General features: G+C 60.5%; 15 protein-coding genes. All 15 read left to right on the top strand.

Annotation, left to right across the window (positions count from 1 at the left end; translation table 11 throughout):
- Positions 1-148: 148 nt before the first annotated feature.
- On the top strand, positions 149-1,642 hold the full coding sequence (locus MJP36_RS01655) for an acetyl-CoA hydrolase/transferase family protein (RefSeq protein ID WP_060756466.1): 1,494 nt from the start codon (positions 149-151) through the stop codon (positions 1,640-1,642).
- 318 nt (positions 1,643-1,960) lie between these two features.
- Positions 1,961-2,176 carry a DUF1127 domain-containing protein gene (locus MJP36_RS01660; protein ID WP_003170833.1) on the top strand — a complete coding sequence of 72 codons (216 nt, stop codon included), beginning with the start codon at positions 1,961-1,963 and terminating at the stop codon, positions 2,174-2,176.
- A gap of 329 nt (positions 2,177-2,505) precedes the next feature.
- Positions 2,506-2,826 (top strand): DUF2388 domain-containing protein, encoded by a 321-nt coding sequence (locus tag MJP36_RS01665; protein WP_060756467.1) that lies wholly within the window; start codon positions 2,506-2,508, stop codon positions 2,824-2,826.
- 105 nt (positions 2,827-2,931) lie between these two features.
- Positions 2,932-3,240: a DUF2388 domain-containing protein gene (locus tag MJP36_RS01670; protein ID WP_081087082.1), complete on the top strand. Its 309-nt coding sequence runs from the start codon at positions 2,932-2,934 to the stop codon at positions 3,238-3,240.
- A gap of 26 nt (positions 3,241-3,266) precedes the next feature.
- Positions 3,267-3,587 (top strand): DUF2388 domain-containing protein, encoded by a 321-nt coding sequence (locus tag MJP36_RS01675; RefSeq protein ID WP_060756468.1) that lies wholly within the window; start codon positions 3,267-3,269, stop codon positions 3,585-3,587.
- Positions 3,584-5,545 (top strand): DUF7844 domain-containing protein, encoded by a 1,962-nt coding sequence (locus MJP36_RS01680; RefSeq protein WP_060756469.1) that lies wholly within the window; start codon positions 3,584-3,586, stop codon positions 5,543-5,545. The genes MJP36_RS01675 and MJP36_RS01680 overlap by 4 nt, the downstream gene beginning before the upstream one ends.
- 289 nt (positions 5,546-5,834) lie before the next feature.
- Positions 5,835-7,142, top strand: coding sequence for a CitMHS family transporter (locus MJP36_RS01685; protein WP_060756470.1), 1,308 nt, complete (start codon positions 5,835-5,837; stop codon positions 7,140-7,142).
- Positions 7,143-7,206: 64 nt separating this feature from the next.
- Positions 7,207-7,974 (top strand): TerC family protein, encoded by a 768-nt coding sequence (locus tag MJP36_RS01690; protein WP_060756471.1) that lies wholly within the window; start codon positions 7,207-7,209, stop codon positions 7,972-7,974.
- A gap of 211 nt (positions 7,975-8,185) precedes the next feature.
- Complete coding sequence (locus MJP36_RS01695; RefSeq protein ID WP_060756472.1) at positions 8,186-9,844, top strand: Na/Pi cotransporter family protein; 1,659 nt, start codon at positions 8,186-8,188, stop codon at positions 9,842-9,844.
- Between the two features lie 58 nt (positions 9,845-9,902).
- Positions 9,903-11,288, top strand: a complete 1,386-nt coding sequence (locus MJP36_RS01700) for a M16 family metallopeptidase (protein ID WP_244384738.1) — start codon at positions 9,903-9,905, stop codon at positions 11,286-11,288.
- 68 nt (positions 11,289-11,356) lie between these two features.
- A complete protein-coding gene (locus tag MJP36_RS01705; protein WP_060756474.1) occupies positions 11,357-12,388 on the top strand; it encodes a DUF5924 family protein in 1,032 nt (343 codons plus the stop codon).
- Between the two features lie 54 nt (positions 12,389-12,442).
- On the top strand, positions 12,443-13,591 hold the full coding sequence (locus MJP36_RS01710; protein WP_060756475.1) for an MlaE family ABC transporter permease: 1,149 nt from the start codon (positions 12,443-12,445) through the stop codon (positions 13,589-13,591).
- A complete protein-coding gene (locus tag MJP36_RS01715) occupies positions 13,588-14,391 on the top strand; it encodes an ABC transporter ATP-binding protein (protein WP_060756476.1) in 804 nt (267 codons plus the stop codon). Before MJP36_RS01710 ends, MJP36_RS01715 begins: the two co-directional genes overlap by 4 nt.
- Position 14,392: 1 nt before the next feature.
- A complete protein-coding gene (locus MJP36_RS01720) occupies positions 14,393-15,331 on the top strand; it encodes an MlaD family protein (RefSeq protein ID WP_060756477.1) in 939 nt (312 codons plus the stop codon).
- Positions 15,328-15,939, top strand: a complete 612-nt coding sequence (locus tag MJP36_RS01725; protein ID WP_244384739.1) for an ABC-type transport auxiliary lipoprotein family protein — start codon at positions 15,328-15,330, stop codon at positions 15,937-15,939. The genes MJP36_RS01720 and MJP36_RS01725 overlap by 4 nt, the downstream gene beginning before the upstream one ends.
- The last annotated feature ends 87 nt before the right edge of the window (positions 15,940-16,026 follow it).

The raw sequence follows: 16,026 nt of genomic DNA on the forward strand, positions 1-16,026 counted from the left end.
CTCCGGTAGGCTGGGGTTTTTTATTGACCTGATGAAACCCGACCAAAGGCTCTAAATCGCTGCCCGGCATTCGACCATGGTAGCGGGCCGAATTTTTTTGAAATCACTAAACTGCGCACCTTGCTTCCGTAGCCTGAGATAACCATTCATGTACCGTGATCGTATCCGCTTGCCTTCGCTGTTGAATAAGGTCATGAGCCCGGCCGACGCCGCCGCACTGATCGAGGACGGCATGACCGTCGGCATGAGCGGCTTCACCCGTGCCGGTGAAGCCAAGGCCGTTCCGCATGCACTGGCGGAACGCGCCAAGACCTCTCCACTGAAAATCACCCTGATGACCGGCGCCAGCCTGGGCAACGACCTGGACAAACAGCTGACCGAAGCCGGCGTGCTGTCCCGTCGCATGCCATTCCAGGTCGACAGCACCCTACGCAAGGCGATTAACGCCGGCGAAGTGATGTTTATCGACCAGCATTTGTCGGAAACGGTCGAGCAACTGCGCAACAACCAACTCAAGTTGCCGGACATCGCGGTGATCGAAGCCGTGGCGATTACCGAACAAGGGCACATCGTACCGACCACCTCCGTGGGCAACTCGGCCAGCTTTGCGATATTCGCCAAGCAGGTCATCGTCGAGATCAACCTGGCGCACAACCCGAATCTGGAAGGGCTGCACGACATCTATATCCCGACTTACCGGCCGACGCGCACACCGATTCCGCTGGTCAAAGTCGACGACCGCATCGGCAGCACTGCAATTCCGATCCCACCGGAAAAAATCGTCGCCATTGTGATCACCAACCAGGCCGACTCAGCCTCAACCGTGACGCCGCCCGACAGCGACACGCAGGGCATCGCCAATCACCTGATCAACTTCCTCAAGCAAGAAGTGGACGCTGGGCGCATGACCAACAAACTGGGTCCGCTGCAGGCCGGTATCGGCAATATCGCCAACGCAGTGATGTGCGGCCTGATCGAATCGCCGTTCGAAGAACTGACCATGTACTCGGAAGTGTTGCAGGATTCGACGTTCGACCTGATCGACGCCGGCAAGCTGAGTTTTGCATCCGGCAGCTCGATCACGCTGTCGGAACGGCGCAATGCCGATGTATTCGGCAACCTGGAACACTATAAAGACAAGCTGGTACTGCGCCCGCAGGAGATCTCCAACCATCCGGAAGTGGTGCGCCGCCTGGGCATTATCGGTATCAATACCGCGCTGGAGTTCGACATCTACGGCAACGTCAACTCCACCCACGTCTGCGGTACGCGGATGATGAACGGCATCGGCGGCTCCGGGGATTTCGCCCGCAACGCACACCTGGCGATCTTTGTGACCAAGTCGATAGCCAAGGGCGGCGCGATTTCCAGCGTGGTACCGATGGTCAGCCATGTGGACCACACCGAACATGATGTCGACATCCTGGTAACCGAAGTCGGCCTGGCCGACCTGCGCGGCCTCGCGCCGCGGGAACGGGCCCGCGTGATCATCGACAACTGCGTGCACCCGGCCTACCGCGATGCGCTCAACCGCTACTTCGACGCGGCCTGTGCAATCGGTGGGCATACTCCACACATCCTGCGCGAAGCACTGAGTTGGCACATCAACCTGGAAGAAACCGGGCATATGCTCAAGGCTTGATTGGTACAGATCCGGGCTGATGCAAACACAGTTTCATCAGCTCGGCAGGTCAAACCACACATCCGTAAAAAACTGTACTGCTGTACCGGTCTTTTCCTACCAAATTATCCTACTCCCCTCACCGAAAATGCCTATTTCGCACTGTTTCAGTGCAGACAGGTACAGTTGCCCTATTTCCGTACAGTACAGCACCTATAAACAGTTAACTGGCCTCTCACAATACAGGTGAACTGTATCTAGAGAGTCTTGCGCGAGAGGAGGATCATTGGCATCAGTTAAACCACTACCTAATCCCGCCACAAGCGGAAGGATGTCATCATGGAACGTACACTCAGTTCCGAACTGTTCTTCGAAGAAAAAGCTGTAAACTCCCAGGCTTCCCTGCCTTTGCGCGTTCTCGCCAACCTGATGTTGTGGCAGCGCCGCATCTCCAGCCGCCACCAACTGGCTCGTCTGGATTCGCGTCTGCTGGCTGACGCCGGTATCAGCGAAGCTCAACGCTACGAAGAGCTGAGCAAGCCGTTCTGGCGCTAATTGGCGCCCGCTGGCCCTGACCCGCCGGGTCCACCGCCAGCACCCTGATTTGTCAAAGCAAAGCCCGCCCCGGGAAACCGGAGGCGGGCTTTGCTGTTTATGGGCGCCGAATCAGCGGCCTGGTTTACGTGGACTAGTACAGTTTTATAAATTCCAAAAAACACCAGTACAATTAAATTGCAGGCTTCCGAACGGACAGATGACGGCTTAATATCCACCACCACGTGGCGAACTTTGTAGAACAGACGTCTGATGCCCAATAGCACCCATGTCCGTTTCACAGTGGCCGCTCTGCGCCGCATTATTTGTCTATCTACAGGAGTTAACCCATGTCCCGTCTCCGCCTGCTGAGTGCTGCTGCCCTGTTGGCCATCACTGCCAACGCCAACGCGAGCAGCCTCATCGTGACCACTGACTCGATCGTCGGTGCGCTCAAAGCCACTTCCGATGCCAGCTCCGATGCAACCTCCTCCTTGCGTGACCACAAGGTGGTACAAGCCGCCCGTGACGACGCCGCCAGCTTCGTCGCCAGCGAAGGCGCCATCCGTGGCGTGAAACTGGAAAGCGCCCTGGCTCACATCCGCCAACAAGCGCCACAGTTGAATACCGCGACTGATGCGCAGTTGGCCCAGGCAATCCTGGCAATCTGATCGCAGATGAAATTCCGGGAGCGCCGCCGCTCCCGGACGCATCGCCGCTGGCTCTCGCCCGGGCATTGCGCTAGCCTTGGCGCTCGCTTTCAGTTGTCGAGACCCATGGCATTTTCATACCGCCTGTTGTTTGTTCCTGTATTGATTTGCGCCTGCTGGTCACCACTGGCATCAGCCTTTGATGTGTCCACCCAGAGCACCGTCATCAGTGCCTATGCCACCAGCAAGGTGACATCAGCGCCCTTTGACAGAAAAAGAATACTGGCCGCCCGGGATGACGCTGCCGCGTATATAGCCACAGACGGCCAATGGCGGGGCGCCCGACTGGAATCCGCACTGGATTACCTGCGCCGTACCCAGCCAAAACTTAACGCCAGCGACCTTGAACTGGCGCAAGCAATTCTCGTCCAATAGTCATCTTTGTATTCTGGAGTTAGTCCATGCGTAGCCCGCTGATCGCCGCCGCTCTCGGCCTGCTGTTGTTGGCCGATGTCGCCCACGCGCAAACCCTGAAAGCCACCAGTAACATCATCGTACGTGCTTCGGCCCGCACGATTGATTTCACTTCGGACACCACCACCTCCATCCGCGATTCCAAAATCGTGCGTGAAGCCCACGATGACGCAGCCAGTTTCGTCGCCTCCAATGGCGAGATCCGCGGCGCCCAACTGGAAGCTGCTTTCGACACCTTGCGAACTCGCGTACCTGAAGCCCGCGATGCCAGTGACCAGACTCTCGCTGAAGCCATCCTCGCACTGTGAGGCGCGTCGCCGCCTGGCTACTGGCCTGGGCTGTGCTGCTGTGTGCAGGTACCGCCCAGGCCAGCCTGCAACTGAGGCTCATAACCGAGGGTTTGAGCCCGGCCGAACAGCAGGCCAGCCAGGCATTGCTCGATGAAGCGATGCGCTCCTTGCCGCCGCGCTTTATCGAGCAGTTGGACCGGCGCATCGATGTCGGCTGGACCGACAAGATGCCGGAAAACGCCTACGGCCAGGCTTCTCTGGTGTCCGAGTTGGACCTCAACCGGAACCTGCTCGCCAGCCTGACCGATGGCAGCGCCGCCACCCAGAAAACCAATCGCCCCCACGGCACCGTGCGCCGGGAAATGCTCGCCACTGTGCTGCATGAACTGACCCATATCTACGATCGTGCACGCCTATGGTCCAAAGACGACCGCGCTCTGATCAATCGCTGCAGCCGCCAGAACAACATCACCGGCCTGATCGGCCTGCCCGATCAATGCCGGGGTCAGAATGACCGCCGCTTTACCCTCAGCGACGACCCCCGCCTGCTCGACCTAGCCGGCTGGCCGCAATACGTCGGCCGTCGCGGTGAGCGCGAGCAACACAACCATCAAGTTGCGCGCAGCCCGGATCTCTACGAAACCACCAGCCCACTGGAGTTCGTAGCGGTCAACATGGAGTATTTTCTCCTCGACCCCAGCTACGCCTGCCGCCGCCCTGCGCTGTTTCGCTACTACAAGGAACACTTCGGCTGGGCACCACCTGAGCAGGACACCTGCGCCAAGACCTACGCGTTCCTGAATGCCGGCAACGACTTTGCCAAGACGCCGCTGGGTCAGGTCGACCCCGAGCGCGTCTACGAAATCGACTACCTGCTGGCCGAAGCCAACCAGAACCTAGTGAGCCGCTGGGGCCACAGCATGTTGCGCCTGGTAATCTGCGCACCGGGCCGCCCGCGCGGCCCGGACTGTCGCCTGGACCTCGACCAGCACCTGGTGCTGTCGTACCGCGCTTTCGTGGGTGACGTGCAACTGTCGAGCTGGGATGGCCTGGTCGGCAAATACCCGTCGCGATTGTTCGTACTGCCGCTGGCCCAGGTGATCGATGAGTACACCAAGACGGAACTGCGCGGCCTGGCCTCGGTGCCACTGAAGCTCAACCGCCAGGAGATCACCGACACCGTCGAGCACGCCGCCGAAATGCACTGGAGCTACGACGGCAACTACTTCTTCATCTCCAACAACTGCGCGGTGGAAAGTCTGAAACTGTTGCGCAGCGGCAGCGCCAATCCACAACTGACCGGCCTGGATAACATCACCCCCAACGGCTTGCTGGAAGTACTCAGCGCCCGCGGCCTGGCCGATACCAGCGTACTTGACGACAAACGCGAGGCATTGCGCCTGGGCTATCACTTCGACTCGTTCCGCGAACGCTATCAGGCAATGTTTGATGTGCTGCGCAAACGCCTGCCAATCCAGCAGACCCAGGTTGAAGATTGGCTGTCCCTGAGTGCGGCCGAGCGACGACAGTGGTTCAGCCAGGCCGACTTACGCACCAGCGCCGCCCTGCTACTGCTGGAACAAGCCAGCTATCGCAGACAACTGATGCTGGCCCAGGACGAAGTCAAGCAACGCTACCTCAACGCCCGCGAGCTGAAAAACGGTGGCATGGAACAAGCCAACAACACCCTGCAGCAAATCCTCGCCAACAGTGGCTTCCTCAGCCGTCCGGCTGAACTGCTGGGCAGCGGTGGCTACGGCCTGCCGCAACCGTCGGAGTCCAAACGCCTGGAATCGGAAAGCGCCGAGCGCCAGAAGCAATTGCAGTCGTTGACCGGCGATCTGGATAAAGAGGTCAGGGCGCTGCTGGACCCTTCCCGTGCCGACGAGATTGCCGCCTGCGAAGCCAACCTCAAGCAAATGGGCGAGCATCTGCGCCAACTGCACAAGGCCGCCGGCGGTCTCGAACTGCCCTGAAAAATCACTGCCAAACACCGTCCAAATGTGGGATCTACATAAATTCATAGACCGCGCATCTGTCCACCACCACCTGTTTACTCAGCGAAAGCTGGTTGAAAGGTTTCAAGTCTAGGATCGCCCCACTGTCGGCAACAGACCGACTGTTAACAACAACAATGGTGATTCCCGATGTCCGTCCGTACCCGCCTGTTCAGCCCTACTCCCCCCGTACGCCTCGTGCTTTTCGTTCTGCGCTGACCCCACCCGGTTCGCCATTCCCTAGACGCGCTACGCCTGGAGTTTCCCTATGCTGACTTTCCTTGGCTTTGCCATGGTCATTACGTTCATGTTCCTGATCATGACCAAGCGCCTGTCCGCGCTGATCGCCTTGATCATCGTACCGATCCTGTTCGCCTTGTTTGGTGGCTTTGCACCGGAGATAGGCCCGATGATGCTCGCGGGCATCACCAAGCTTGCGCCGACCGGCGTGATGCTGATGTTCGCCATTCTCTATTTTGCCCTGATGATCGACTCCGGCCTGTTCGACCCGGCCGTGCGCAAGATCCTCAAGATGGTCAAGGGCGACCCACTGAAAGTCTCGGTCGGCACCGCCGTCCTGGCCCTGGTGGTGTCCCTCGATGGTGACGGCGCCACCACTTACATGATTTGCGTGGCCGCCATGCTGCCGTTGTACCAGCGCATCGGCATGAGCCCGCGAATCATGGCCGGCTTGATCATCCTCGCCGGTGGCGTGATGAACATGACGCCTTGGGGCGGCCCGACCGCACGCGCCGCCAGTGCACTGCATGTGGACCCCTCGGACATCTTCGTGCCGATGATCCCGGCCATGGCCGCTGGTGTGGTTGCCATCCTGGTGATTGCCTACCTGTACGGCAAGCGTGAGCGTGCCCGCTTGGGTGAGCTGCACCTGCAGGGCGACGAGATCGACCACAGCGAGATCAGCGTCTCGCAATACCCGGACGCCCGCCGTCCAAAGTTGATCTGGTTCAACGGCGCGCTGACCTTCGCCCTGATGTGCACCCTGATTGCAGGCCTGCTGCCGCTGCCGGTGCTGTTCATGGTGGCGTTCAGTATCGCCATGATCGTCAACTACCCGTGCCTGCAACAGCAGAAGGACCGCGTCGCGGCCCACGCAGGGAGTGTGCTGGCGGTCGTCGGGCTGATCTTCGCCGCCGGTATCTTCACCGGCATCCTGTCAGGCACCGGCATGGTCGACGCCATGTCCAAGAGCCTGCTGGCGGTCATCCCGGATGCGCTGGGCCCTTACCTGGCGGTGATCACCGCTTTGGTGAGCATGCCGTTCACCTTCTTCATGTCCAACGATGCGTTCTACTACGGCGTACTGCCAGTACTCGCCGAAGCCGCCAGCCACTACGGCATCACCGCCGTGGAAATGGCCCGCGCCTCCATCGTTGGCCAGCCCGTGCACTTGCTGAGCCCGTTGGTACCCTCGACCTACCTGCTGGTGGCCCTGGCCGGCATCGAGTTTGGCGATCACCAGCGCTTCACCCTCAAGTGGGCAGTGCTGGTGTGCCTGTGCATAATGTTCGCCGCGTTGCTGATGGGGATTTTTCCGCTGTTCAGCACTCTATAACCGTAACAACCCCACCGCGCGGCGCGACAGCCGCGCGGTTTAACACTCGCTCAAAGGAATACACATGGAATGGCTGACCAATCCGGAAATCTGGATTGCCTTCTTCACCCTGACGGCCCTCGAGATCGTCCTGGGTATCGATAACATCATCATGATTTCGATCCTGGTCAGCCGCATGCCCAAGCATATGCAGGCCCGCACCCGGATCTTCGGCCTGGCCCTGGCCATGGTCACGCGAATTCTGTTGCTGCTGTCGATCACCTGGGTGATGCAACTCACCGCCGATCTGTTCGTGGTGTTTGGCCAAGGCATTTCCGGGCGCGACCTGATCCTGTTCTTCGGTGGCTTGTTCCTGTTGTGGAAAAGCTCCCAGGAGATGTACCACGCGCTCGAAGGCGAAGACGAAACTCACGACGAGCCCAAGGGTGCCGGTGGCAAGTTCATCTACACCATTATCCAGATCGCGATCATCGACATCGTGTTCTCCCTGGACTCGGTGATCACCGCCGTCGGCATGGTGTCCCATGTGCCGGTCATGGTGGCCGCGATCATCGTCGCCGTACTGGTGATGATGATGGCCGCCGGCACCATCAGCGAATTCATCGACAAGCACCCGTCGCTGAAAATGCTGGCGCTGTCGTTCCTGCTGGTGGTGGGTACGGTGCTGATCGCCGAATCCTTCGACGTGCACGTGCCAAAAGGCTACGTCTACTTCGCCATGGCGTTCTCGCTCGCGGTGGAAGCGATCAACATCAAGATGCGCACCGCCATTGCGAAAAAGAAGAAACAGCAGGAGCCGGTGAAACTGCGCAAGGACATTCCGGGTCAATAACCCGAGCCAGACAAAAAAAGAGGCTTTTTAAGCCTCTTTTTTTCATCCACGAAAAGTCGATTTCATGACAGTTTTATTTCAAACCTCACTTTAGCTATGCGATGCTGGCGCAGAGCCCATTCGCCAACTACAGCTTAACTACAAGACGTAGAACGGCACGCGGCAACTTTCCTTCGCTCTTTTTGGAGCGCACCTATACGGGGGGCCGAGCATGCTGACCTTGCTCAATCTGCTTTCCGCCGTGACCCTGCTGATCTGGGGCACGCACATCGTCCGTACCGGCATCTTGCGGGTCTACGGTTCCAACTTGCGCCAAGTCATCGGGCAGAACATGTCCAAACGCTGGTTGGCGTTTGTCGCCGGGATCCTGGTGACGGCCATGGTGCAGAGCAGTAACGCCACGGCCATGCTGGTGACTTCGTTTGTCGGCCAGGGCTTGATGGGGTTGATGCCCGCCCTGGCAACCATGCTCGGCGCCGACGTCGGTACAGCGTTGATGGCGCGGGTGCTGACGTTCGATTTGTCCTGGCTTTCGCCGCTGTTGATTTTTCTCGGGGTGATTTTCTTCCTGTCGCGCAAACAGACGCGGGCAGGGCAGATGGGCCGTGTCGGCATCGGCCTGGGCCTGATCATTCTGGCGCTGCAATTGATTGTCGAAGCCGCCGGGCCGATTACCCATGCCCAGGGCGTCAAAGTCATCTTTGCCTCGCTGACCGGCGATATCTTGCTCGATGCCCTGGTCGGCGCCCTGTTCGCGATGATTTCCTACTCCAGCCTGGCCGCTGTGCTGCTGACCGCGACCCTGGCCGGTGCCGGGGTGATCGGCCTGCACGTGGCCATCGGCCTGGTGATCGGTGCCAACATCGGCAGCGGCGTGCTGGCCTTCCTCAGCACCAACATGCAGAACGCCGCCGGACGCCAGGTGGCCCTGGGCAGCCTGTTGTACAAACTGATCGGCTTGTTGCTGATCATTCCGATACTCGACCCCCTCGTACGCTGGATGGACGGTTTGGACTTCAGCACCCAGGGCATGGTCATCACCTTCCATCTGCTCTACAACGTCAGCCGCTGCTTGATCCTGCTGCCCAGCATCGGCCCGATGGCCCGTCTCTGCGCCTGGCTGCTGCCGGAACAACCGGAGACCAATGGCAAAGCCAAGCCGCGCCATCTGGACCCGGCCGCCCTGGATACACCCAGCCTGGCCCTGGCCAACGCCGCCCGCGAAACCCTGCGCCTGGGCGACCTGATCGACAACATGCTCACCGCCATGCAAGAAGTGCTGCGCGGCAAACAGACCGCCATCACCCAGGAAATGCGCAGCCTCAGCGATGACGTCGAGGCGCTCTACAGCGCAATCAAGCTGTACCTCGCGCAAATGCCCCGCGAAGACCTCAGTGAACACGACAGCCGCCGCTGGGCCGAGATCATCGAGTTGTCGATCAACTTGAAACTGGCCGGCGACCTGATCGAACGCATGCTGCGCAAAGTCCAGCAGCAGAAAACCTCCCAGCGCCGGCAGTTTTCCGAAGTGGGCCTGGAAGAACTCACTGGCCTGCACGGCCAGTTGATCGCCAACCTGCGCCTGGGGCTGTCGGTATTCCTCAGCGCCGACCCGGAAAGTGCCCGGCAATTGCTGCGCGAGAAGCGCCGCTTTCGTGCCCAGGAACGGCGCTTGGCTCACGCCCATGTCAGCCGCCTGCAACGCAAGATCGTACAAAGCCTGGAGACCAGTTCCCTGCACCTGGAACTGATTGCCGACATGAAGCGCCTTAACTCGCTGTTTTGCAGCAGCGCTTATGTGGTGCTGGAAACCTCTGACACCGGTGCGCTCTCCACTGAAGATATTGCCGACATCACCCATTCGCCCTGAACGTACGATGGCGCGTGAAGTCAGTTAACAGTGGACCTCACCCGCCGGGAAGTTTGTTATGCGTCGCCTGTTATTCGCCTGCCTGCTCATGGGTTCGGCATATACCTTTGCCTTTGACCGCCTGCACGTCGAGGGCTACACCTTGCCCAACGGCCTGCAACTGCTGCTCAAGCCGGGCACCGAGCGCGGGCACGTGGCCATCCGCCTGGTGGTCGGTGTCGGCCTGGATGACTTCGGTTGTGAGGACAAAGAACTGCCGCACCTGCTCGAACATGTGCTCTTCAGCGGCATCGACGGCGCAGGCGAGGGTGACCTCGAAGACCGTATGCAAGCCTTGGGCGGCGAATGGAATGCCTATACCAGCAACGCCGACACCACCTTTGTGATCGAGGCGCCGGCACAAAACCAGCGCAAGGTGCTGGACCTGCTGCTGGCCATCATTACCCGCACCGAACTCACCGACGCGCACATCAATGCGGCCAAGCAAGTGGTCGAACGCGAAGACGGAGGCCATTACTCGCACCTGCAACGCTTGCTCGACCGCCAGGACCTGGGCCACAGCGCCAGCAATCAACTGGCTGTCGAACTGGGACTCAAATGCGCCGAACGGGCTCAGGTCAACCACCTGACCCGCAATCAGTTGGAGGCGCTGCGCAAAAATTGGTATGCCCCCAACAACATGACACTGATCGTCGTCGGCGAGCTCGACAAGGTACTGCCGGCTTATCTGGAACGCACCTATGGTCAACTTGAGCCGGTGGAGCCGAGCGAGCATCGGCCGCTGCCGGAGATCCAGCACGCCGCCGCCAGCCACCGTGACTTGATCCACGGCTGGCTCGGTAACGGCGCCAAGTTGCACTGGCTGTTCCCGGAACCGGTGCTGGACGACCAGCACGATGAAACCTACGACCTGCTCAAGGACTACCTCGACTGGGCGTTGTACCGCCAACTGCGCCTCAAGCACGGTTTGTCCTACGGCCCCTGGAGTGAGCGCGAAGTGCTCGGCGGCGTAGGTTTCCTGAGCCTGAATGCCGACCTTGAACGGGGCGACCTCGGCGAAGCGGAACAGGTACTGCAAGACCTCAAGACGCAATTGCTCAAGGACGGCCTCGACCCGGCCACTTTCAGCCGCCTGCAACAAGCCGCCATCGCGCGCCAAGCCTGGGCCGTGCAGGGCAACAGCGAGTTGGCCGACTATTACTGGCGCGCATCGGGCGACTACGCCGACGGACACTTCAGCGACCCGGTCAAACGCATCAAGGCGGTTAACCTTGAGCAAACCAACCAGGCCATGCGCCAAGTCTTCAACCAGCCGGGCTATTGGCGCATCGAAAAGCCGCTATTGAGCTATGACGCCCTGACGTGGATCGGTGCCGGCGTGCTGGGACTGATCGCCATGCTATTGATTGGCCTCAGGCTTTATCGCAAACGGATCACGCAATGAAGCACCGCACACCAGGCTAAGACGTTATTCTGTCCGGCGATTTTTCCTACTCCGACTGTGAACCGCCCATGCCAAACCTGCCGCCCCTTATCCAGCGAATCCTGGAGCTGATCAAGCGCTACCCCGGGGTGATCGCACTCGGCGGTTTTATCTCGGGCGTGTGCAGCTTCATTCTGGTGGATCGCCAGCAAGGCATGGCCAGTTGGATCGCGGTGATCATGCTAGTGAGCTGGCTGTGGCTGATGCTGGAGAACAGCTTTACCCAACTGTTTGCCAAAGTCTTCAACCGGGAAATCCCCGAGCCCCTGTTGCGCTACGCCACCCAGATGATCCATCAGGAGAGTCTGTTTTTTGTGTTGCCGTTTTTCTTTGTCACCACCACATGGAACAGCGGCCAATCGATCTTCACCGGTTTACTCGGCGCAGCGGCACTGGTGTCGATCACCGACCCGCTGTACTACAAGTGGCTGGCGCCCAAGCGCTCGCTGTTCCTCGCACTGCACACCTTGACCCTGTTCGCCGCGCTGCTCACTGCGCTGCCAATCATCCTGCACCTGACCACCGCCGAAAGTTACAAATTGGCCCTGGGCGTGGCCATGGCACTGTCGATCCCAAGCCTGGCCGCAAGCCTGCCGCTGCGCAGCGTCAAAGGCTGGGCGATGCTGCTGGGGGTGACGGCGGCCATTGGTTGCGCCGGCTGGTTCCTGCGCACCTGGGTGCCGCCGGCCACGTTGTGGATGACCGAGGTGGCTATCAGCACCCAACTGCAAGATCGCACGCCCGGCGATGACCTCAAGGAGGTCAACGCCGCCCAACTGCGCAGCGACGGGCTATACGCCTATACCGCGATCAACGCGCCGCGCGGCTTGGATGAGCGGATCTATCATGTGTGGAAATTCAATGGCAAAGAGGTTGATCGCATTGCCCTGGATATCCACGGCGGGCGCAAGGAAGGCTATCGCGCCTGGACCCATAAGCAGAACTTCCCGGCGGATTCGGTGGGCCGCTGGCAAGTGCGCGTGCTGACCGAAGACGGGCAAGTCATCGGCGTGTTGCGCTTCAAAGTCACTGACACCGCACAAACGGACAACCCGAAGTAGGGCGGATCGTGCTATTACGTAGCAATTGTGGATAACCAGACAAGCTCGGAGCTTATGACCACCAGTACGACGGCCGGCGCAGCCCACCTCGATACGTCCACCACTCCGCCGTTACTCAGGATTACGGGGGACTGGACGCTTGCCCACTACGCCCACCTGAAAAAGCTGTCGAACACGCTCGACGGCCAATACGACGCCGGTGCCCACATCGACCTCAATGGCCTCGGCACTTTGGATACCGCCGGCGCATCGCTGCTGGTGGAACTGCTGGGCCCGGACCGTATCGAGCACTCCGCCGAGCGAGCCGATTGCAGCCTGTCCGCCGCCGACCGCGCCTTGCTCAAGACCGTCTACCACTCGTTGAATGATTTCTGCGTGCCGCTCAAGGAACCCGAAGAAGCCACCGGCATTCAACTGCTGGCCCGCATCGGCCGAGCGGTAGACACGGTGTGGCAGGACGCGATGAAACTGCTGGGTTTTATCGGCCTGATCCTCGAAACCTTCGCCCGTGGCATTTTGCGCCCCAAACGCTGGCGCCTGACGCCCATGGTGGCGCATATCGAACAAACCGGCCTCGACGCCGCGCCCATTGTGGCCCTGCTGACGTTTCTGGTGGGTGCCGTGGTGGCGTTCCTTGGGGCCACGGTGCTCAAAAGTTTCGGCGCGACGATATTTACCGTGGACCTGGTAGCCTTCTCATTTCTGCGCGAATTCGGCGTACTGCTCACCGCGATCCTGATCGCCGGCCGCACCGCCAGCGCCTTCACCGCGCAAATCGGCTCGATGAAGGCCAACGAAGAAATCGACGCCATCCGCACCCTGGGCCTGGACCCGATGGAACTGCTGGTCCTGCCTCGTGTGTTGGCGCTCTTGGTGGCGCTGCCGATGCTGACCTTTCTGGCGATGCTCTCGGGGATCATCGGTGGCGGCGTCGTGTGTGCGGTGGCGCTGGATATCTCGCCGGCGATGTTTCTCTCGCTGCTGCAATCGGACATCGGTGTGCAGCACTTTCTGGTGGGCATGGTGAAGGCACCGATCTTCGCCTTCCTGATCGCCGCCATCGGTTGCCTGGAAGGCTTCAAGGTCAGTGGCAGCGCCGAGTCGGTCGGCGCCCACACCACCTCCAGCGTGGTGCAATCGATTTTTGTAGTGATCGTGCTGGATGCGGTCGCGGCGATGTTCTTCATGGAGATGGGCTGGTGAGTCGTCTACACCGTGCGCCCACTGAGGCGGTCATTGAAGTACGCGGGCTGTGCAACCGCTTCGGCAGCCAGAGCGTGCACGAGAACCTCGACCTGGATCTGTATAAAGGCGAGATCCTTGCGGTGGTCGGTGGCTCCGGCAGCGGTAAGTCGGTGCTGTTGCGCAGCATCGTCGGCCTGCGCCGGCCCAACGAAGGCGAGGTGCGCGTGTTCGGCAAGAACCTGCCGAACCTGTCGGAACATGAACGCTCGCTGGTGGAACGGCGCTTTGGCGTGCTGTTCCAGAAGGGCGCGCTGTTTTCTTCGCTGACCGTCACCGAAAATGTCGCCCTGCCATTGATCGAACACGCCGGCCTCAGCCGCGCCGACGCCGAGCATCTGGCGGCGGTCAAACTGGCGCTGGCCGGGCTGCCGCTGTCGGCGGCCGACAAGTACCCGGCGTCGCTGTCCGGCGGCATGATCAAGCGCGCAGCCCTGGCCCGAGCGCTGGCGCTGGACCCGGACATCCTGTTTCTCGATGAACCCACCGCCGGCCTCGATCCGATCGGCGCGGCGCAATTCGACCAGTTGATCCTGACCCTGCGCGATGCCCTGGGCTTGAGCGTGTTCCTGGTCACCCACGACCTCGACACGCTATACACCATCACCGACCGCGTCGCGGTGCTGGCTCAGAAAAAAGTGCTGGTGGCGGACGCCATCGATATCGTCTCGGAAACGGACGACGCCTGGATTCACGAATATTTCCACGGCCCCCGTGGCCGCGCGGCGTTGGATGCCGCTCAATCGCTCAACGAGGTATGACATGGAAACCCGAGCCCATCATGTGATGATCGGTCTGTTCAGCGTAATCGTGGTGGTCGGCGCGATGCTATTTGGCCTGTGGCTGGCCAAGTCCAGCGTCGACAGCGCCTTCCAGGATTACGAGGTCGTGTTCAACGAGGCGGTCAGCGGCCTGTCCCAAGGCAGCTCGGTGCAGTACAGCGGGATCAAGGTAGGGGATGTCACCAGCCTGCGCCTGGACCCCAAAGACCCCCGCCGCGTCCTCGCCCGCATCCGCCTGGCCGGGCAGACGCCGATCAAGGAAGACACCCAGGCCAAACTGGCCCTGACCGGTATCACCGGCACCTCGATCATCCAGCTCAGCGGCGGTACACCGCAAAGCCCGGTACTCAAGGGCAAGGACGGTAACCTGCCGGAAATCATCGCCTCACCGTCGCCCATCGCGCGCCTGCTGAACAACAGCAACGACCTGATGACCAGCGTCAACCTGTTGCTGCACAACGCTAATCGCGTCTTCTCCGGCGAGAACGTCGAGCGTTTGAGCAAAACCCTGGACAACTTGCAGCAAACCACCGGTGCCATCGCCGACCAGCGCGGCGATATCAAAGTGGTGATGCAGCAGTTGCTGCAGGTGAGCAAGCAGGCCGGCGCCGCGCTGGAGCAAACCACCACGCTGATGCGTAGCGCCAACGGGCTGCTCAATGAGCAAGGCAAGCAAGCTTTCGGCAGCGCTGAGCAGGCGATGAAATCCCTCGAACAAAGCACCGCGACCCTCAACACCTTGCTGACCGACAACAAGGACTCGGTGAACAGCGGCATGCAGGGCCTCAACGAACTGGCACCGGCGGTGCGTGAACTGCGCGAAACCCTGGGTTCGCTGCGCGCCATCTCCCGTCGCCTGGAAGCCAACCCCAGTGGCTACTTGCTGGGCAGCGACAAGAACAAGGAGTTCACGCCATGAAGCGTGCTTACCAAATGATCGCCCCTCTGGCACTGGTGCTGGTCGGCGCGTGCTCGATCCTGCCCAAGGCCGACCCTTCGGACGTGTACCGTCTGGCCTCGACCCAGACAGCGACCCAAGGCGCACCGGTCAGTTGGTCGCTGCGTATCGCCAAGCCGCAAACCAGCGAATTTCTCGACAGCCCACGCATTGCCGTGGTGCCTGATGGCAACCTGATCAGCAGCTATGCCAACTCACGCTGGAGCGACCCATCGCCCGTCTTGCTGCGCAATCGGTTCATGGACGGCTTCCAACGTGATGGACGGGTGACGCTGCTGAGTACCGATGAGACCAACTTGCAAGCCGACTATGAGCTGGGCGGGCAGTTGCAGGCGTTTCAGAGCGAATACCGGGGCGGGGCGGTGGAAGTGGTGATCCGCCTGGATGCGCGGCTGGTGCGCGGCAGTGATCAGCGGATCATCGCCAGCCGGCGATTTGAGGTGCACCAGCCGGTAAGTGATACCAAGGTGCCTGCGGTGGTTGCCGCATTCGGGCTGGCGGGAGACCAGTTGAACAGGCAGGTGGTGGATTGGGTGGTTGCGCAGGGCAACGCTGCGGCGAAACGCTGAGGGCCTCATCGGGAGCAAGCCCCCTCCCACATTTTGATCTGTGAATACATTCAAACTGTGGGAGGGGGCTTGCTCCCGATAGCTATC

The sequence above is a fragment of the Pseudomonas palleroniana genome (genome assembly GCF_022836895.1).
Classification (GTDB): Bacteria; Pseudomonadota; Gammaproteobacteria; order Pseudomonadales; family Pseudomonadaceae; genus Aquipseudomonas; species Aquipseudomonas palleroniana.